General features: G+C 66.7%; 19 protein-coding genes. 5 read left to right on the top strand and 14 right to left on the bottom strand.

Going from position 1 to position 16979, the window contains the following annotated elements; all coding sequences use genetic code 11:
- Positions 1 to 4: 4 nt before the first annotated feature.
- The 13 genes from QCE83_RS32575 to QCE83_RS32515 form a co-directional block, all read right to left on the bottom strand.
- A complete protein-coding gene (locus tag QCE83_RS32575) occupies positions 5 to 1846 on the bottom strand; it encodes a VWA domain-containing protein (protein WP_309820701.1) in 1842 nt (613 codons plus the stop codon).
- A 23-nt stretch (positions 1847 to 1869) separates the two neighbouring features.
- The gene (locus tag QCE83_RS32570) at positions 1870 to 2526 is read right to left on the bottom strand and encodes a TadE/TadG family type IV pilus assembly protein (protein WP_309820699.1); all 657 of its coding nucleotides are present in this window, start codon (positions 2524 to 2526) and stop codon (positions 1870 to 1872) included.
- Entirely contained in the window at positions 2523 to 2996 is a 474-nt protein-coding gene (locus QCE83_RS32565; protein WP_309820696.1) for a pilus assembly protein, read from the bottom strand. The genes QCE83_RS32570 and QCE83_RS32565 overlap by 4 nt, the downstream gene beginning before the upstream one ends.
- Complete coding sequence (locus QCE83_RS32560) at positions 2993 to 3880, bottom strand: tetratricopeptide repeat protein (RefSeq protein WP_309820694.1); 888 nt, start codon at positions 3878 to 3880, stop codon at positions 2993 to 2995. Before QCE83_RS32560 ends, QCE83_RS32565 begins: the two co-directional genes overlap by 4 nt.
- A complete protein-coding gene (locus QCE83_RS32555) occupies positions 3877 to 4839 on the bottom strand; it encodes a type II secretion system F family protein (protein WP_309820692.1) in 963 nt (320 codons plus the stop codon). Before QCE83_RS32555 ends, QCE83_RS32560 begins: the two co-directional genes overlap by 4 nt.
- Positions 4836 to 5810: a type II secretion system F family protein gene (locus QCE83_RS32550; RefSeq protein WP_309820690.1), complete on the bottom strand. Its 975-nt coding sequence runs from the start codon at positions 5808 to 5810 to the stop codon at positions 4836 to 4838. The genes QCE83_RS32555 and QCE83_RS32550 overlap by 4 nt, the downstream gene beginning before the upstream one ends.
- Entirely contained in the window at positions 5807 to 7207 is a 1401-nt protein-coding gene (locus QCE83_RS32545; protein ID WP_309820687.1) for a CpaF family protein, read from the bottom strand. The genes QCE83_RS32550 and QCE83_RS32545 overlap by 4 nt, the downstream gene beginning before the upstream one ends.
- On the bottom strand, positions 7207 to 8424 hold the full coding sequence (locus QCE83_RS32540) for an AAA family ATPase (RefSeq protein WP_309820685.1): 1218 nt from the start codon (positions 8422 to 8424) through the stop codon (positions 7207 to 7209). Before QCE83_RS32540 ends, QCE83_RS32545 begins: the two co-directional genes overlap by 1 nt.
- 37 nt (positions 8425 to 8461) lie before the next feature.
- Entirely contained in the window at positions 8462 to 8836 is a 375-nt protein-coding gene (locus tag QCE83_RS32535) for a CpaD family pilus assembly lipoprotein (RefSeq protein ID WP_309820683.1), read from the bottom strand.
- A 7-nt stretch (positions 8837 to 8843) separates the two neighbouring features.
- Positions 8844 to 10328 carry a type II and III secretion system protein family protein gene (locus QCE83_RS32530; RefSeq protein ID WP_309820681.1) on the bottom strand — a complete coding sequence of 495 codons (1485 nt, stop codon included), beginning with the start codon at positions 10326 to 10328 and terminating at the stop codon, positions 8844 to 8846.
- A gap of 46 nt (positions 10329 to 10374) precedes the next feature.
- Positions 10375 to 11325: a Flp pilus assembly protein CpaB gene (gene cpaB / locus QCE83_RS32525; protein ID WP_309820679.1), complete on the bottom strand. Its 951-nt coding sequence runs from the start codon at positions 11323 to 11325 to the stop codon at positions 10375 to 10377.
- A gap of 12 nt (positions 11326 to 11337) precedes the next feature.
- On the bottom strand, positions 11338 to 11847 hold the full coding sequence (locus QCE83_RS32520; RefSeq protein WP_309820678.1) for a prepilin peptidase: 510 nt from the start codon (positions 11845 to 11847) through the stop codon (positions 11338 to 11340).
- Between the two features lie 95 nt (positions 11848 to 11942).
- Complete coding sequence (locus tag QCE83_RS32515; RefSeq protein WP_309820676.1) at positions 11943 to 12128, bottom strand: Flp family type IVb pilin; 186 nt, start codon at positions 12126 to 12128, stop codon at positions 11943 to 11945.
- A 47-nt stretch (positions 12129 to 12175) separates the two neighbouring features.
- Here QCE83_RS32515 and QCE83_RS32510 point away from each other — a divergent pair, with 47 nt between their 5' ends.
- Both QCE83_RS32510 and QCE83_RS32505 read left to right on the top strand, forming a co-directional pair.
- Positions 12176 to 12355: a hypothetical protein gene (locus tag QCE83_RS32510; RefSeq protein WP_309820674.1), complete on the top strand. Its 180-nt coding sequence runs from the start codon at positions 12176 to 12178 to the stop codon at positions 12353 to 12355.
- 204 nt (positions 12356 to 12559) lie between these two features.
- Positions 12560 to 13063: a DUF6496 domain-containing protein gene (locus tag QCE83_RS32505; RefSeq protein WP_309820673.1), complete on the top strand. Its 504-nt coding sequence runs from the start codon at positions 12560 to 12562 to the stop codon at positions 13061 to 13063.
- On the opposite strand, the gene QCE83_RS32500 is transcribed toward QCE83_RS32505, so the two are convergent.
- The gene (locus QCE83_RS32500; RefSeq protein ID WP_309820671.1) at positions 13048 to 13980 is read right to left on the bottom strand and encodes a LysR substrate-binding domain-containing protein; all 933 of its coding nucleotides are present in this window, start codon (positions 13978 to 13980) and stop codon (positions 13048 to 13050) included. The two genes, QCE83_RS32505 and QCE83_RS32500, sit on opposite strands and share 16 nt — an antisense overlap.
- A gap of 118 nt (positions 13981 to 14098) precedes the next feature.
- Here QCE83_RS32500 and QCE83_RS32495 point away from each other — a divergent pair, with 118 nt between their 5' ends.
- From QCE83_RS32495 to QCE83_RS32485, 3 genes are all read left to right on the top strand, one after another.
- Entirely contained in the window at positions 14099 to 14869 is a 771-nt protein-coding gene (locus QCE83_RS32495) for a transporter substrate-binding domain-containing protein (RefSeq protein WP_309820669.1), read from the top strand.
- Positions 14870 to 14871: 2 nt separating this feature from the next.
- Complete coding sequence (locus tag QCE83_RS32490) at positions 14872 to 15999, top strand: M14 family metallopeptidase (protein WP_309820667.1); 1128 nt, start codon at positions 14872 to 14874, stop codon at positions 15997 to 15999.
- An 85-nt stretch (positions 16000 to 16084) separates the two neighbouring features.
- Positions 16085 to 16975: an alpha/beta hydrolase gene (locus QCE83_RS32485; RefSeq protein ID WP_309820664.1), complete on the top strand. Its 891-nt coding sequence runs from the start codon at positions 16085 to 16087 to the stop codon at positions 16973 to 16975.
- Positions 16976 to 16979: the final 4 nt, after the last annotated feature.

Below are 16979 nucleotides of genomic sequence, written 5' to 3'. Positions count from 1 at the left end.
AGCGTCACTGGGTCAGGCGCAGCACGCCCAGATTGCCGGCGATCTGCTGGAAGATGTTGTCGAGCGTCGTGTTGTCGGGGGCGTGATAGTAGTTGCCCGGACTCGCGCACGTCTGCATGTTGACCCGCGCGCTCGAACTCGACGCCGACGCGCCGAAGGTGATGGCGTAGATCGTGATGCCTTGCGCCTTGATCGCCGTGCAGATGGCCTGCTGGTACGAGTTGGCGTCGTCGGGATAGCCCGCGCCGTTGCCGCTGGAGTCGTCGACCGGGTCACCGCCGTGCAGTTCGGACGAATCAGTGAGCGCATTGGTCATCTTTGTGTTGTCGGCCCGCAGCACCGTGGGCGCGGCCAGGCTGTTGGTGCCTACGCCCGAGAGACCATTGAAGTACAGCGTGTTCGGAATCGACCCCGCCGCGCCGATCTGGTTCTGGCCGTCCGTCAGCACGATCATCACGCGCTGGAGGTTCTGGACGGTGCCGTCGGTGGGCTTGGGCAGGCTCGGGTCGGTGGAAGTCCAGCCGTTCTTGGTGCCGGCCACGTTCTGCGACCACGACGGTTCCAGCATGCGCCAGCCCCACAGCAGGCCCACCGGAATGATGGTCGAGCCGGAAGGCGTCATCTTCTTGACGGCGGCGGTCAGCGTGCTCGAACTCTGCGTCAGGAAGGTCATCGACGTGCCGAGGCAGCCCGAGTTCTGGGTGAGCGTCTGGCCGCTGCTGTTGGTCTGGTCGAACTGATAGCCGATGCCGGTGCCCTGTCCCGTCGACGGATAGGAGCATTGATTGGCCGCCCCCGATGAGCCGAGCGTTACCGGCACGGACGAACTGGTCGTGGTGGTCGAACCGTTCGTGTTACAGGTCCGGTAGCGGCTGCTCGGACTGTAGGTGATCATCTTCAGCTTGCTGCTCGGGACGTTGTAGTAATAGCGCTGGAACTTGCGCGTGTCGGTCGGCGAGTAGGCTTCGGGCGAGAGGTAGTTGTTGGTGCGCGGCTCGATGACGCAGCCGTTCCACGTGCTCGTCGAGATGTTCGACGTGTTGTACGTGGGCAGCGTCGTGCTCAGCCAGCTGCCGGTCGCGGGCAGCGCGCCGGTCGTGTTGACCGTGCTCGCGAACGGCACCAGTCCGATGTAGTTCTTGTTGGTCGAGCTGCTCGTGCCGGACGGCAACAGATCGCCGATCAGCGAGTTCGCCGCGGTCTGGAGGCCGCTCATCTTGGTGGCGCCGCTGACGCCGTTGGCCGGGTCCTTCATCGAGCCGGTGTTGTCCAGCACCATCACGAGTTCGAGGGTGCTCTGCGGCATGCGCAGCGCCGTATTGCTGGCCGAGACGGTGGACGTGTCCGGCGTGGTCGTGCCGCCGCCGCCGCTGCCGCCGGTCGAGTTATTGGCCTTCGTGCTGAGAAACTTCGGCGCGAGCAGCGGCAGCGATCCGGACGCGGACAGCGCAATGGTCTGTCCCGTGGCGGGCGCGCCGGTCAGGGTCGCGCTGAAGCTCGCATCCGGCATGCTGAAGCCCATCATGCCGGCGGGATTGTTGGCGTCGTAGTACGCGCGCGCATCCTTCTGCCACGATTGCAGGTTCGTGCCAGTGGGCGAGCCGTAGCGTTGCAGGTTCGCGCCCGAGGAGAGCGTGGCCGCGTCGAGCGCCATCTGCATGCGGCCCTGCGTCATCGCGTAGTCGATGGCATCGAGCGCCATGCACATGGAGCCGATCATCATGCTCCCGCACATTGCGAAGAGCATGGCGACGGCGCCGGCATCGCCCGCCTGGAGCCGTGCCCGCCACGCGCGGATGCGCGCCGCGACTGAGCGTGTGCTGAATGTGCGCTGCTGGCTTGTCATGTGCGTACCTGGCCTCGCAAGCGTCAATAGAAGGCGCGCGCGGCGCGCGGCCGGACGTACACGCGGCGATACACGGTCTGCTGGCCCGGCAGTCCGGACATGAAATGCGAGGTCATCAGGAACGGGTTGTAGGTCAGGAACACTTCCACGATGATGGCCGAATCGCCGGTGCGGAACGGCCAGGTGCTCGGCAGCGGGGACGCACTCGTCACGCGCGAGGGCAGCGTGCTCTTCGTGTTGGTCCACGAGGTCGGATAGGCGGTCCACTGGATCTTGGGCGTGGCGTTGGTCATGGTCGTGTCGATGTTCTTGCACTTGCTCGACGAATCCGGATCGCACACGAACGAGACGTACACCATGCCGTTCGCCTTCAGCTCATAGGGCGCCGCGAGCAGCAGCGCGTCCTGCCAGATGGAGCCGTAGCTGTTGGCGTCGGTGGTGTCGGTGCTGTCGGCGATGATCGAGGTCATCTGGCCGATGGAGTTGGCCAGCGTGAAGGCCGTACGGTCCACCGCGCTGACCGCGCGCATGTACATGTAGACCTCGGTGAAGCCGAGCATCACGAGCAGCATCATCGGCACGATGATGACGAATTCGATGGATACGCTGCCGCGCTCCGAGCGCAGCAGTCCGCGCAGTTTCGCCGCCAGGGCGCGCCATGTTCCGGTGAGCGTGATCATTTTTCGTTCTGCACGATGTAGTTGCGCTCGAACGTCAGCTCGTTGATGCCGAACATCTTCGGGATGCCGGTGATGCCGGGCATCTTGAGCTGGATGTTGTAGGCGATGACGTCGCCGTAGCCGCCCATGTCGGAGGTCGGCTTGTAGGTCGAGCTGCCGAGGTTGCCGTAGGTGCCGTAGTTCAGTTCGGTGATCGACACCGTCGCGCCAATCTTCTTCCAGCCGCCGAGCATCTGGTCGATGGTCGCCTGCGCCGCGGTCTGGCGCGTGCCGGTGGCGGGCGCCGTGGTCGTCAGGCCGACGCGCGACGCTTCCTGGGCCGCCATCTGCACGGTGGCATCGACGATCATCTCCAGCGCCAGTTCCACCGTGCCGACGATGAGAATGACCGAGATGAACGCAACGACCGCGAACTCGATCGATGCGATGCCGCGCTCGTCACGCAGAAATTGGCGCGCCAGGGCTTTCATTTGAGGCGGGTGGTCTGCACCTGCGCCGTCGGGATGGCGGCGGGCGCGCCCGGCTGCGACGACGAGACGGCCGACGTGCGCTGCGACATCAGTTCGCGCTGCAGGTCGTAGTAACGCAGGTTGTCCTCGACCGACGCCTTGGGCAGATCGCGCGACAGGATTTCGGCGGCGGCCTCGCGGTTGCCCATCAGGCCGTAGGCGAGCGCGAGATCCTGGCGGGCCTGCGGCGGCGCGGCGGGAAAGCGCGTCACGTCGAGCAGCACGTTCGCGCCTTCGCGCGGATCGCCGCCGAGGGTCAGCGAGAGGCCGAGGTTCACGGAAATCAGCGGATCGCCGACATTCTTCTTCAGCGCGGTGCGCAGCACGGCCTGCGCCGCCGCGTGATCGCCCTTCATGTCATAGGCCGCGCCGAGGCCGGCGGACGCCAGCGGCTCGTCGGGCGTGATGACGAGCAGGCGCCGGTAGGTCGTGATCGCGTCGTCGAAGCGGCGCTGGCGCATCGCCACGCGGGCGAGGCCCATCAGCGGCGCGGCCGCGTTGCCGTCCACCCGGCTGGCGCGATCGTAGTAGACGCCCGCGCGCGTGAAGTCGCCCACCGCATACAGCGTATTGCCGAGTCCGGTGAGGCCGGCGATCGAATGGGGATCGGCCTGCACCGCCTTTTCGTACAGCGAAGTCGCGAGTTCCATGTTGCCCGACTCGAGCGCCGTGTCCGCGATGCGCAGTTCGCTCATCGTGGTCGGCGCGGAGTTGCGCGTGATGGGACGGGTATCGACCGTCTGGCGGGTGGTCGTGCAGGCGCCCAGCGCGCCCGCGATGGCGACGCAGCAGAGCGCCGCGCCGAAGCGGCGCATGCCGCGAAGTGGAATGGTTCGGGTATTCATCGCGTTGCAAACACGCTCATGAGTTGAATGACGGCCGGGCCCGCGGCAATGAGCATCACGGCGGGAAGAATGAAGATCATCATCGGCACGGCCATCTTGGGAGCGAGCTTGGCGGCCTTTTCTTCGAGCGAGACGATGTGCGCGAGCCGCTCGGTATGCGACAGCGTGCGCAGCGCCTGGGTGATCGGGGTGCCGTAGCGCATCGACTGCGTGAGCGTCGAGATGAGCGCGCGGATCGACGGCAGGTCGATGCGGTCCGCCAGCGCCTGCAGTGCGCGTGCGCTGTCGCCGGAGAGCTTGAGTTCGTCGGCGGTCAGCTTGAATTCGCTCGACAGCGGCGGGCAGATGGTCTTCATTTCATCGGACACGCGGCGGATCGAGACGCCCAGGCTGTTGCCCGCGTTGGTGCAGATCACGAGCAGGTCGAGCGAGTCGGGCAGGCACGAAGCCATGGCCTTGCGGCGGCGCGACGCGAAGAACGCGAGCACGTATTCCGGCAGGATCATGCCGACCACGAACACGAGCAGCATCATGATGCCGCGCACGGCGGGATAGCCGCCCACGACCGGGATACGCGAGCCGAGCATCACGGTGAACGCGGCGCAGATCAGCCCGACGACGAACTTCACCGCCAGCAGGGTCGACACCGCCGACTGGCTGCGATAGCCGCTGCGGATCATCTGCTTGCGCAGCTTGGCGCGATACTTGGCGTCGAACAACGGCAGCCGGTCGCCGAGCCGCGCCAGACGATGCAGCACGCGCGTCCTGAAGCTGTCGTCGTCGTCTTCCTCGGCGGCCAGGGTACTTTCGTTGCGCTGTACGACGGCCGCCTGGCGCGTGCGCTCGGCGATGCGGCCGCGCTGGCCGCCATGCTTGGTTGCCCACCAGACGAGGATCGCCATGACGAGCGCGAGCAGCATCAGCAGGTTGATGAGGTTTTCGAGGTTCGCCTGGCTCATCGCGCGGTATCCAGTTTCGACATCTTGTGAACGACGCTCAATCCGATCACCAGGCATGTGGCGGCGGCCATCAGCACTTTCTGGCCGGTCGAGGTATCGAACAGCACCATCAGATAGGCGCGATTGAGCAGGAACATGCTGCCCAGGATGACGAACGGCACGGAGGCGAGAATCTTCGTCGTGATGCGCGCTTCGCCGGTGAGCGCGCGGGTCTTCTGGCGAATCTCGCGGCGCCGGCGCACGATGCCCGCGAGGTTTTCGAGCGTTTCGCCGAGCTGGCCGCCGGTCTCGCGTTGCAGCAGCAGGCAGACGCAGAAGAACGAGAAGTCCGCAATGCCGATGCGCAGCACCGCCGTGTCCAGCACTTCTTCGAGATCGAGGCCCACCTTCAGCGCGTCGCCCATCAGCTTGAACTCGCTCTTCAGCGGCTCGGCGCACTCGTTGGAGGCGACGCCCATCACGTGCGTGACCGGCACGCCCGCGCGCACCGCGCGCACGATCAGGTCGATCAGATCGGGGAAGCCTTCGAGGAAGCGTCGCTTGAAGCGCTCGACGAGAAAGCGGTACGACTGCACCGCGCCGAGCAGCGGCAGGCCGGCGAGCAACGCAGGCTTGGCGAGCGCGGGCAGCGGCAGGAGATTCGACATCAGCAGCGCGACGATCTCGGCCACGACCGCCGTGATGATGACGATGCGCAAGCCGCGTGCGCCCGCCACGGTCTTGAGGCGCGCTATCTTCGGGCCGAACCAGCGCGAGATCACATTGTCGTTGCGGCTGACGGTGAAGAGATCGGAAACGTCGTGGCGCGCGTCGCGGACGTGCTGGCCCGTAGCGGGAAAATCCGCCTTCACGCGGGCCTGGATGCGCGCGTCGGGCTGCTGCTTGCGCATGTCCTGGAGCACCAGCATCATGATGCCGGCCAGCAGGACGACCGCGAACGCGCCGAAGGTGAGCAGGTCGACGCGGCTCATGGGCGCATCGCCTCCAGCAGCGCGTCTTCGAGGCCGTAGTAAGCGGCGCGGGCAGCGAACGCGGGCCGCACCGAACCCGTTTCGAACACGCCCTTGACTTCCTCGCTGTAGGCGCTCGCGTCGTAATGAAACGCGAACAGGTCCTGCGTGATGATCACGTCGCCTTCCATGCCCACCAGTTCGGTGATGCGCGTGACGCGGCGCATGCCGTCGCGCATCCGTTCGATCTGCACGATCATGTGCACTGCGCTGGCAATCTGCCGGCGGATCGACAGCAGCGGCAGGTTGCCGTTCGCCATCATCACCATGGATTCGAGACGCGTGATGCCGTCGCGCGGCGTGTTCGCGTGGATCGTGGTCATCGAGCCGTCGTGGCCCGTGTTCATGGCCTGCAGCACGTCGAAGGCTTCGGAGCCGCGGGTTTCGCCGAGGATGATGCGGTCAGGACGCATCCGCAGCGCGTTGCGCACGAGATCGCGCTGAGTGACCGCGCCCAGTCCTTCGGCATTCTCGGGCCGGGTTTCGAGGCTGACCACGTGCGGCTGCACGAGCTGGAGTTCGGCCGCGTCCTCGATCGTCACCGTGCGTTCGCCATGGCCGATGAAGTGCGACAGCGCGTTGAGCAGCGTCGTCTTGCCCGAGCCCGTGCCGCCCGACACAATGATATTGAGGCGGCAGGTGCTCGCGAGCTTGAGCACGGTGGCCATCGCGGAGGAGAGGTTGCCTTGCTGCGACATGCGATGCAGCGTGATGTTTCGCTTGGAAAACTTCCGGATGGAGATTGAGGCGCCGTGGATCGCGAGCGGCGGCAGCACGACGTTCACCCGGCTGCCGTCGGCGAGACGGGCATCGACCATCGGGCTGCTTTCATCGACGCGACGGCCCACGCCCGCGGCAATGCGCTGCGCCACGTTGGTCACGTGGGTGTTGTCGCGGAACTTGCAGTTGGTGAGTTCGAGACGGCCGTGCCGTTCCACCCAGACCTGATCGGGGCCGTTGACCAGCACGTCGGTGATGGTGTCGTCGGCGAGCAGCGGTTCGATCGGACCGAGGCCGAACATGTCGTTCAGCAGTTCGCCGACGATCTGCGCCTGTTCCGAGATCGTGATGTTGAGCCGCTCGCGCTCCGCGACTTCGAGCACGAGCTGTTCGACGCCCGGCTTCATCTGCTCGCGCGTCTTGCCGACCGCCGCCGATGGATTCATCGAGGCGAACACGCCGGTGCGGATCATCTTGAACAGGTCCGAGCGCACGAGCACGTCGTTGCCTTCCGGCGCGTGCGGGCGCGGCGGCGGCGGCGGAGCGGGCGCCGGGGCGATGGCCGCGACCGCGGCTTCGGCGCCGGGCGCCGCGTCCGCGTCGGGCGCCGGACGGGGAACCTGTTTCTGTCCGAACATCAGCCTCTCCTGAGCCTGAGCTTCTGGAAGAACGAGCGCTCGGCGTTCATCTGCTGACCGGTCAGGTCGCCGCCGATGCGCGTGATCATCTGGTTGAAGCCGTTCGCGGTCTTGTCCTTCGGCGCTTCGCCGAGATTCTCGGCGGTGGCGAGCGACCTGGCCTCGAAGGGAATTTCATACAGCACGTTGCGGCCGATCGCGGCCATGAAATCGTTCATCTGCACCTTGCCGCCCGTGACGGCATTCGGGTTGTTGACCAGCAGCGAGGTCGGCGGATTGTTGTCGCGGTCCTCGATGTGGCGCAGCAGGCGAATCGTTTCGCGGGTCGAGTGCACCGAGCGGTCGGCGATCAGGTAGACGCGCGCGGCATGATCGAGCGCTTCCTGGGCGAGCGCGTCGTTCATCGGACCGATGTCCAGAATCACGTAGTGGAAGCTGTCGCACAGCAGTTCGAGCACGCGCGGCAGCGCGCCCGCGCCGAACGGCCGCGCGGCGCCGTATTCGAGTTCCGCCGAGAGCATGAAGAGACGGCTGCCCTTGGCAACGAGCGTGCGCTCGACGTATTGCGGATCGAGACGGTGCACGTTCTGGAGCACGTCGACGAGGCCGTTGTTGCTTTGCAGGCCGAGCATCGAGTTGGCGGCGCCGCCGTGCAGGTTCAGATCGACATAGGCGACGCGGCGGTGCGTGTCTTCGGACAGGTGCCGCGCCACGTTGAGCGCCAGCGTCGTGACGCCGACGCCGCCGCGCGATCCCGTGAACGCGATGGTCTTGCCGGCGCGCGCCAGCATCACCGGGCTGACCTTGCCTTCGGAGACGTTCACCGTGCGCTTGAGCAGCTCGACGGTGATCGGCTTGACGAGATAGTCGCGCACGCCGATCTTGAGCAGGCTGCGGAACAGGCCGACGTCATTGCGCTCGCCGAGCGCCACCACCTGCACCGAGGGCTCGCACACTTCGGCGAGACGGCCGAGGTCGGAGAGCGGCATCACGGATTCCTGCAGGTCCACCAGCAGGAAGAGCGGCGCGCGGTCCACGCGGGCCAGATGCGCGATGGCGTCGTCCACGCTGCCCACGACGATATGCGCGTGCGGCATCGCCTGTTCGAGCACGAAGCTCTTCACGATCTGCTCCGTCTTGCGATCGGACACGAAGGCGATGAAGTCGGCGTTACGCGCGCTCGACTTGGACTTCGAAAAGGAAAGCTCTGTGCTCATGGCTGGCCTGGTCTGCCTTTGGCTGTTTTGCGTTGCATCACTTGCTGTCGCGCGACGTCGATTTGTCGAGCGGAATCACCTTGCCGGTTTCGTAGCGCCGCACCGCGCCCGCCGCCACCGCGGCATTCGCGCCGTCGAGCGTTTGCGGATGGACCCCGTCTTCGGGGCGCGCAAGCTGGGCGGCCAGGTTGGTGTAGGTCGCGCAGCCCCATTGCATGCTCGGACGGCGAATGCCGGCGTCGGTCAGCAGCGAGGGGCGCGCGAGGCTGTCGCAGTCCGGCGGCACGGCGTGGGTGCCGTCGTAGCCGATCACCGTTTCGTTCGGCATGTTGCGCGGCGGCTTGAAGCAGCCGCTCGCGGCGACGGCGAACACGCCGGCGATGAGAAGGGAAGGCAGTCGTGTGTGTTTCATGACGGGCTCAATAGACGTAGCCGGCCGCGCCGACAAGTCGCGGCTGTCCGGCCTGCGCCGGTGCGCCGCCGTTCTGGCGCCGGAAGCTGTACTCGACATCGCTCGACGGCGAGATCAGCGAATCGAGCGGCGTGCGCAGCCGGCCCGGATCGGTCGGCTCGACCAGGTACGGCGTGACCATGATGACGAGCTCGGTCTTGTTGTTCTGGTAGTTGGTCGACGAGAACAGCTTGCCGAGCACCGGAATCGAACCGAGGCCGGGAACCTGCGAAACCACGTCGCTAGTGTTGCTCTGCAGCAGCCCGCCGATCGCGAAGCTCTGGCCGCTCGCCAGTTCCACGGTGGTGTCGGCGCGCCGCACCGAAAGACCCGGCACAGTGATGCCGCCGGTGGTGACGCTCGCGGTCGTGTCGATCTGGCTGACTTCCGGGCGCACCTTCAGGCTGATGCGCCGGTCCGACAGCACGGTCGGCGTGAAGTCGAGCTTGACGCCGAACTGCTTGAATTCCACGCTGATCGCGCCGTTGGTCTGCGACACCGGAATCGGGAACTCGCCGCCGGCGAGGAAGCTCGCGGTCTGGCCCGACAGCGCGACGAGGTTCGGCTCGGCCAGCACGGTCAAGAGACCTTCCTGGTTCAGCGCATCGACGAGCGCGCGGATGTCTACGTTGTTCGTCTTGAAGCCGCCGAGGATCGAATAGGCGTTGTTGCTCGGCAGGTTGACCGGGTAGGTCACGCTGCCGTTGGCGCTCGTGATCGGCTGGCTCAGGTTGTAGATCGAGCGGCCGCTGAACAGGCCGCTATAGAAGTTGCCGGCGGCGTTGCCCATCGCCTGCCAGTTGATGCCGAGCTGCTGCGTGACGTTGCGGTCCACTTCCGTGATGCGCACGCGCAGTTGCACCTGCAACGGACGGTCCACCGTCATGCGGTTGACCAGCACTTCGCGCTCGGCGAGATACGGCGACACCGCCTGGACCACGGCGTCGGCATCGGCGGCGGTCGGCACCTGGCCGGAGATCTGCAGCGAGCCCTGGCTCGTGCCGACCTGGATGTTCGAGTTCGGGAAACGCGCGGCCAGCATGCTGCGCAGCGAGATCATGTCGCGCGACACGACCACCGTGCGCTGCGCGAGCGGCTTGTTGTTCGCGCCGATGATGTAGAGCGTCGTCGTGCCGGTCTTCTTGCCGAGCACGAACACGGCGCGCGGCGACGGCACGTGCACGTCGGCGATGGTCGGGTCGGCCACGAACACCGAGGTCACGTTCTCGCCCAGTTGCAGCATCGTGCCCTTGCCGGCGTCGAGCGTCAGGGAACCCTGCAGCGACGATTCCGTCATGCCCGGCTGCGCGCCGTAGGCCGGCGCCAGCCTCGCCGGCTGTGCGGCGCGCGCCGTCTGTGCCCCGACGCTGACGCCCGCCAGCGCTGCGGCGACCATGGCGATCGACACGGCTTGCGCGCGGGCGGTGCGACTCGAACTGAACTGCATTTTCATGAATGTGAATCCTGGCGATGACACGCTTTCGAACCTGGGCATGGCGTTATCGTTGTTCGGGCACGGTCGGCAAGGGCGGCACGCCCTGACCGCCGCCTGCCTGCGCGACGCTCGCCGTGTCGGACTTCTCCGAACCGCGATAGATGGTCACGACGCGCGGCTGGGCCGGGGCGGCGCTCGGTGCGCCGCTCGGCGCGGTGCGCTGGCGCGGCAGTTCGCGCACGGCGCGCGAGATGTCGCCGGCCCAGATGGGCGCACGCACTTCGGCCGCCGGGGCCGACGCGGGCGAGCCCGGATCGCGGCGCACGGTGGCGAAGCTGCGCAGCGCGAGCGACAGGCTGCCCAGGCGCGCGGCAACCGCAACGACCTCGCCCATGCGTGGCGTGACTTCGAGCGTCACGGTGCGGGCGCGGCTGATGGCGACGTCGCCGTCGCCGGAATTCTTGGGACGCTTGATCTCCGATCCCACGGCCAGCACGCGCACATGCTCGACCACGGTTTCGCTCGATACCGCGAGATCCGGCGACTCGGTGCGGCGTTCCATTTGCTGGGTCAGCAGCAGGTCCACGTAGTCGCCCGGCTGGATGAGGCCCGCGTTGCCGGAGACGTCGTCGACGGCCACCGACACCGCGCGCATGTCCGGCTTGAGCGTCGCGGCGAGAAAGCCCGGCGCGCTCGGCAGGAAGACGTCGTCGGCGACCAGCACCGCGCCGCTTTCGACCGGATGACGCAGGAGCGCGCCTTTCAGGTCGGGCGCGTTGGTGTCGCCGGAGATGATGGCGTTGGGCGGCGTCTGCGCCTTTTCAATCTGCTTCCACGCGAGATCTTCGTCGCGCAGCAGCAGGCCCTGCGGCAGGGCCGCGGCGCTGACCAGCACCTTCTGGGTCGTGACGACCGGCGTCGACGAACGCGAGGCGCTCGCGAGCACGACCCGCACGATGAGCGCGATCAGCAGCGCGCCGACCAGCAACACGGCAAATTTGATGATGTTGGACATAGGGACGCCGTCCTATCGCGTCGAAATGAAATGCAGCAGGGCAGGCAGCACGATGACGAGGCCGCCGCCGGCAGCGAGGGCTACGCCGTAGGGAACCCCGCGCGCGGCGGAAAACATCGCCAGTGCGCGCAGCGGCATGAAACGTTGGGCCGGATTCATGTTGCGGGTCGCGAGGCTCACGAGCGACACGACAGTGCCGATCACGGAGATGAGCGTCAGCGTGGCCAGCGAGAGACCGAATCCCACCCACAGGAAAATGACTGAAGCGAGCTTGGCGTCGCCGCCGCCGAGCATGCGGGCAATGAACAGCACCGCGCACACGAGGAAGACGATGACAGCGAGCGTGAGGTGCGACACGACATCGTCGAGCGGCATGCCCGCGATGAACGCATCGACAAAGAAGAGCGCACCGATCGTGAGGACAATGCTCGTCGGCAGGCGTCGCGCACGCACGTCATACACCGCGAGCCAGACAAGGGCGCAGAGGACGAGGACACGGATGACAACGGACAGGGTCGGCACGATGGTGAGGTCATAAGGTGAAACGTAACGTCGGGGAGAGAAGGAGATCCGGGAAAGTCTGTTCCGGATCTCCGTCATCTCGTGCGAGCCGTGCGTTACTTGCTGCCCGGCGTGGAGCTGGTCATCGCGCCGGTGATGCCCGACCAGAGGTTGCCGATGGCCGTCGAGAACGACGAGCCTGCGGCGACCAGCGCGATCACGACGATGCCGGCCAGAATTGCGTATTCCATGGCGCTGACGCCACGCTCGTCGCGCACGAAGGCCTTGATGAATTTCTGCATGTTGCTTTCCTTGATGAGTGAGATTTGGGCTTGCAGTACCAGAGGGGATGCTTACCGATTTGGATCATATCCACGGCGGCCCGGGCCAATCGCTGGAACAAAAGGCGAAACAGGCCTTAATTCAACTCGACTTGGGTGCTATGGATAAGCCCGTTAACGGCGTGACCCTGAGCGGCTTTAACCTATTTGGTGAAAAAGGTCCGAACGCCGGGTTCGGAGTTCGATGACGCTGTCAGCGGATCGAAAACGATTGCCGTCATCGCGATGCAACAACGCAAACGATTGGCATGTCCGCGCAGTGCCGGGCGTGCGTGTCGGCGGTAAGGAAATGTAATGGGCATCGTCGGATTGCGATGTCGCGACAAACGTTTGCGGGCACATGCGTTGCTCGTCCGTTCAGCGCAGTTCCACTTCACCCGAGGAGGTCCGACATGCCCGAAAAGAAAACCCTCGCACGCGCTTCGCAAGCGAAGCGTGCAGGCAAGTCTGGCAGCACCCAGGCAGGCGCGTTCGTGAAGGAGCAGATCGACCATATTCGCGAAGGCAAGCACGGCGCGAAGTCGGCGAAGCAGGCCATCGCGATCGGTCTGTCCGAGGCGCGCCGCTCCGGCGTCAAGATGAAGGCGCCCAGCAAGAGCACGACCTCCGCCGCCACCCGCAAGAAGGCAGCGCAGGACACCAAGGCCGCGCATCGCACGAAGAAGAGCCCGAGTACCGAGTCGAAGGCGAAGCGCTCCGCAGCGTCTACCCGCGCGTTGAAGCGGGAGAGCACGAGGGCCGCCTCGCCCAAGGCGCTGTCGCGGCAGACCCATGCGGCGGCAAGCCGGCGTTCGGCTGCGGATCGTTCGGCGGCGGCGAAGAAGGGCTGGGCGACGCGCCGGGCCAATGCCGCGGCGGCATCGAAAGGATCACGCGCGCGTCACGCGTCGCGCTGAGCGCGGCGCTTGCGGGCGATTCGCGAGTACGACAGCGCCATCGTCGCGAGTTCTTGGGCGGCGGGCGTCAGCGGCACGCCCGCGCGCCGCACCAAGCAGACCGGCGTGCTCGCGGCGCGCTCGGCAATCTTGAGCACGGTCACGTGGTCGCGAAAGAACGGGTGAGCCGCCAGGCCCGCCGGTTCCAGGCCGAGATAATCGCTCGCGGCGATGCAATGCAGCGTATCGAACACGGCTTCGGTCGTCGCGGCGATGCTCGGCACGGGCAAACGCGCGTCTTCGAAGAGCGCGGACAGCCGGTTGCCCGCTGTCTCGCCGCTGAGTTGCCGCGTGCTGACCCATTGTGCGTCGTGCAGGTCGGCGAGCGTGCGTGCTCGCGCGAGCGGATGATCGCGACGCGCAATCACCGCGACATCCGATTCGAACAGCGGCGTCGTTTCCATGTCGTGAACGTCCGCGTCCGGCGCGATCAGCGCAAGCGCGAAGTCGAGACGGCCTTCGCGGACCCACGACGTCAGCATCCGTGAAGTCGCGCTGGTCAGGTGCACGTCGATGCGCGGGCAGCGCTCGCGATAGCTCTCCAGTAACGCGGGAAACAGCCGCATCGTGGCTTCGGCGGACAGTCCGAGCGCCACGCGGCCCGTCAGATCGCCCTGAAGCTGACGCATCTCGTCTTCGGTCTTGCGGCACTCGCCGAGAATCAGTTCGGCGCGTACGCGCAAGCGCTCGCCGATTGGCGTCAGGCGCGCGCCGCGCACGTCACGCTCGAACAGCGGGCCACCGGCCTGTGCTTCCAGCTTGCGCATGTGCTGCGTGACGCCGCTCTGGGCGACATCGAGCCGCCGTGCCGCCGCGCGCACACTGCCCGCGTCCGCCACGGCGATGAACATGCGCAATTGAGTGAGGGTGAGTTCCATCGGCAGGGCTCGCGGCAGGGCGATCACAAAAAGTGAACATGATAAGCAAACTGCCTCTTCTGGTGGGCATCGGGCGCTCGTAGTATCGAGACCCTGGATAACCTCATCACCGCGCCCCATGCCCCGATTCCACGCCCTCATGCTGGCCGCCGTCCTCGCGGCTGCCGCACCCGCTCATGCCAAGGACGCCGACACCCTGCGGCTCGGCATCGATCCCGGCTACCCGCCGATGGACGTCAAGACGCCCGACGGCCACGTCGCCGGTTTCGACGTCGATCTCGGCGATGAAATCTGCCGCCGCATCGCCATGCATTGCCAGTGGGTCGAGCTCGAATTCTCGGGGATGATTCCGGCGCTGCAGGCGCGCAAGATCGACGGGATCATGTCGTCGATGGCGATCACCGACAAGCGCATGAAGCAGATCGCCTTCTCCAACAAGCTGTTCCAGTTCCGCTCGCGGCTGATCGCGAAGCAGGGCGCGCCGCTCACGGCGAGCGCGGACGGCTTGCGCGGCAAGCGGATCGGCGTGCAGAGCGGCAGTCAGTTCGAGACCTATGCGATGAAGAACTGGGCGCCGGGCGGCGTCGAGGTGGTCCCGTATCAGAGCATGGAGGGCGTGCTGAACGACCTCACGGCGGGCCGTATCGATGCCGCGCTGCTCGGTTCGGTGGAGGCCGAGCACGGCTTCCTGAAGACGCCGCGCGGCGCGGGCTTTGCGTTCGTCGGCGAGCCGCTCTCGATGGGCGATCACGGCGTCGGCATGGGCATGCGGCAGGACGACACCACGCTCAAGGCCAAGGTCGATCGCGCGGTGAAAGACATGCGCGCCGACGGCACGTACCAGAAGATCGCCCGCAAGTATTTCGACTTCGACGTCTACGGCGACTGATCATGCACATTCAGCGCGATTCCCTTCTCTCGACCACGCTCGGCACGACGCGCGAACTCGTCAGCTTTCATTTCGGCGACGCGCGGGGCGCGGGCGAGCAGGTCTACATCCAGGCATCGCTGCACGCCGACGAAACGCCCGCGATGCTCGCCGCCTGGGCTCTCAAGAAGCGGCTCGCCGAAGTGGAGGCGCAAGGCCGCCTGCGCGGGGGCGTGGTGCTGGTGCCGGTGGCGAATCCCATCGGGCTGTCGCAGCACGTGCTCGGGCAGTTCCTCGGGCGCTTCGAGGCGAACAGCGGCCAAAATTTCAACCGCGGCTTTCCGCTGCCGACCGCGGCGGCGTTGATCGAGCGTGTCGCGGCGCCGTTCTCGCCGCACGATGGCGCGCACAACGCGCGTCTGTTGCGCGCCGCGCTGCTCGCGCTGCTCGGCGAGACGACGGTGAAGAACGAGTTCGAAGACTTGCGGCTCGTGCTGCTGAGGCTCGCGTCGCAGGCGGATATCGTGCTCGACCTGCACTGCTCGCTCGAAGCGACCGTGCATCTGTACACAAGCCCGGCGAGCTGGCCGGCGCTCGAACCGCTCGCACGCTACCTCGACGCCAATGGCGTGCTGCTCGCGACGGATTCCGGCGGCCAGTCGTTCGATGAAGTCCACGCGCTCCTGTGGAACCAGGTTCGCGAGCGTCTGGGCGACGCCGTGCCGCTCGCCGCGCCGAATCTCGCGGCGACGGTGGAGTATCGCGGCCAGCGTGACGTCGATTACGACACCGCCGCGCATGATGCCGAGGCCATCGTCCAGTTCCTGATCGGGCGCGGCGTGATCGAGGGTGAAGCGCAGACGCCGCCGCCGCTCGAACAGCCCGCGACGCCGCTCGCGGGCAGCGAACAGCTGACGGCGCCGGTGAGCGGCATCGTCGTATATCGGGCGAAGGTGGGCGCGCGGCTGCGGGCGGGCGATCCGGTGTTCGATATCGTCGATCCGATCACGGACGCGGTGACGACCGTCACCACGCGTAACGACGGCGTGTTCTACATGCGGCGCGCGATCCGCTTCGTGCCCGCCGGAGCGCCGATGGGGCGCGTAACCGGCGAGACGCCGATCAGAAGCGGGGTGCTGATCGGGGCTTGAGCGGGGACGGGCACGCCAAGCACGCCTCACGCCGCGTCGCTAGAATGACCTTCCCCCATTCGCGTTCCCGTTGAGGAGTCTCGCCATGCTTGACTTCGCTCTCCACGCCCGCACGCCGACGCTCGACATCTCCTACGCCGATTCCGGCCCCCGCGACGGTCCGGTCACGCTTCTCCTGCACGGCTGGCCCGATGCCGCCCGCGCCTGGAACCCGATCGCCGCGCGCCTCAACGACGCCGGCCGCCGCACCATCGTGCCGGAGCTGCGCGGCGCGGGCGGCACGCATTTCCTCTCGCCGGACACGGTTCGCGACGGCTCCGGCGTCGCGCTTGCCCAGGATGCAATCGATCTCGCCGACGCGCTCGGCATCGCGCAATTCGATGTCGTCGGTCATGACTGGGGCGCGCGCGCCGCCTACACGCTCGCCGCGCTGTTTCCCGAGCGGGTGCGCCGCATGGCCGCGCTCGCCTTGGCCTACCAGCCGCGCGGCGCGTTCCACTTGCCGGATTTTTCTCAGGCGCGACGTTTCTGGTACCAGTGGTTCATGTCGCTCGATGGCGGCCCGGACGCCGTCGCCGCCGATCCGAAGGGCTTCGCGCGCATCCAGTGGGACACGTGGTCGCCGCCCGGCTGGTTCGACGAGGCCGAATTCGACATCACCGCGCGCTCATTCGAGAATCCCGACTGGGTGCCGATCACGCTCAACGCGTATCGGCGGCGCTGGCGCGGCGATCAGCCGTCCGATCCGAGACTCTCCGACCTGTACGCGCGTCTCGGGACGATCGAGCGCATCAGCGTGCCGGCGCTGATGATCCAGGGCGGCGCCGATGCCTGCGACGAACCGGCCAGTTCGGAAGGCCAGGAAGGCTGTTTTTTGGCGGGTTACCGGCGCGTCGTGATCGACGGGGCGGGGCATTTTCCGCTGCGCGAAGCCCCCGACGCCGTGGCTGCCGAAGTGCTCCGCCATCTGGAGTGAACCG

It is taken from the genome of Caballeronia sp. LZ034LL (genome assembly GCF_031451215.1).
Classification (GTDB): Bacteria; Pseudomonadota; Gammaproteobacteria; order Burkholderiales; family Burkholderiaceae; genus Caballeronia.
Note: the sequence above shows the minus strand (reverse complement) of the source record. Positions and strands in the feature narration are given on the sequence as shown.

Coding starts and splice junctions, on each gene's coding strand:
- QCE83_RS32575 (WP_309820701.1), bottom strand. CDS start 1,846: ATGACAAGCCAGCAGCGCACATTCAGCACACGCTCAGTCGCGGCGCGC.
- QCE83_RS32570 (WP_309820699.1), bottom strand. CDS start 2,526: ATGATCACGCTCACCGGAACATGGCGCGCCCTGGCGGCGAAACTGCGC.
- QCE83_RS32565 (WP_309820696.1), bottom strand. CDS start 2,996: ATGAAAGCCCTGGCGCGCCAATTTCTGCGTGACGAGCGCGGCATCGCA.
- QCE83_RS32560 (WP_309820694.1), bottom strand. CDS start 3,880: ATGAATACCCGAACCATTCCACTTCGCGGCATGCGCCGCTTCGGCGCG.
- QCE83_RS32555 (WP_309820692.1), bottom strand. CDS start 4,839: ATGAGCCAGGCGAACCTCGAAAACCTCATCAACCTGCTGATGCTGCTC.
- QCE83_RS32550 (WP_309820690.1), bottom strand. CDS start 5,810: ATGAGCCGCGTCGACCTGCTCACCTTCGGCGCGTTCGCGGTCGTCCTG.
- QCE83_RS32545 (WP_309820687.1), bottom strand. CDS start 7,207: ATGTTCGGACAGAAACAGGTTCCCCGTCCGGCGCCCGACGCGGACGCG.
- QCE83_RS32540 (WP_309820685.1), bottom strand. CDS start 8,424: ATGAGCACAGAGCTTTCCTTTTCGAAGTCCAAGTCGAGCGCGCGTAAC.
- QCE83_RS32535 (WP_309820683.1), bottom strand. CDS start 8,836: ATGAAACACACACGACTGCCTTCCCTTCTCATCGCCGGCGTGTTCGCC.
- QCE83_RS32530 (WP_309820681.1), bottom strand. CDS start 10,328: ATGAAAATGCAGTTCAGTTCGAGTCGCACCGCCCGCGCGCAAGCCGTG.
- cpaB (WP_309820679.1), bottom strand. CDS start 11,325: ATGTCCAACATCATCAAATTTGCCGTGTTGCTGGTCGGCGCGCTGCTG.
- QCE83_RS32515 (WP_309820676.1), bottom strand. CDS start 12,128: ATGCAGAAATTCATCAAGGCCTTCGTGCGCGACGAGCGTGGCGTCAGC.
- QCE83_RS32510 (WP_309820674.1), top strand. CDS start 12,176: ATGCTTACCGATTTGGATCATATCCACGGCGGCCCGGGCCAATCGCTG.
- QCE83_RS32505 (WP_309820673.1), top strand. CDS start 12,560: ATGCCCGAAAAGAAAACCCTCGCACGCGCTTCGCAAGCGAAGCGTGCA.
- QCE83_RS32500 (WP_309820671.1), bottom strand. CDS start 13,980: ATGGAACTCACCCTCACTCAATTGCGCATGTTCATCGCCGTGGCGGAC.
- QCE83_RS32495 (WP_309820669.1), top strand. CDS start 14,099: ATGCCCCGATTCCACGCCCTCATGCTGGCCGCCGTCCTCGCGGCTGCC.
- QCE83_RS32490 (WP_309820667.1), top strand. CDS start 14,872: ATGCACATTCAGCGCGATTCCCTTCTCTCGACCACGCTCGGCACGACG.
- QCE83_RS32485 (WP_309820664.1), top strand. CDS start 16,085: ATGCTTGACTTCGCTCTCCACGCCCGCACGCCGACGCTCGACATCTCC.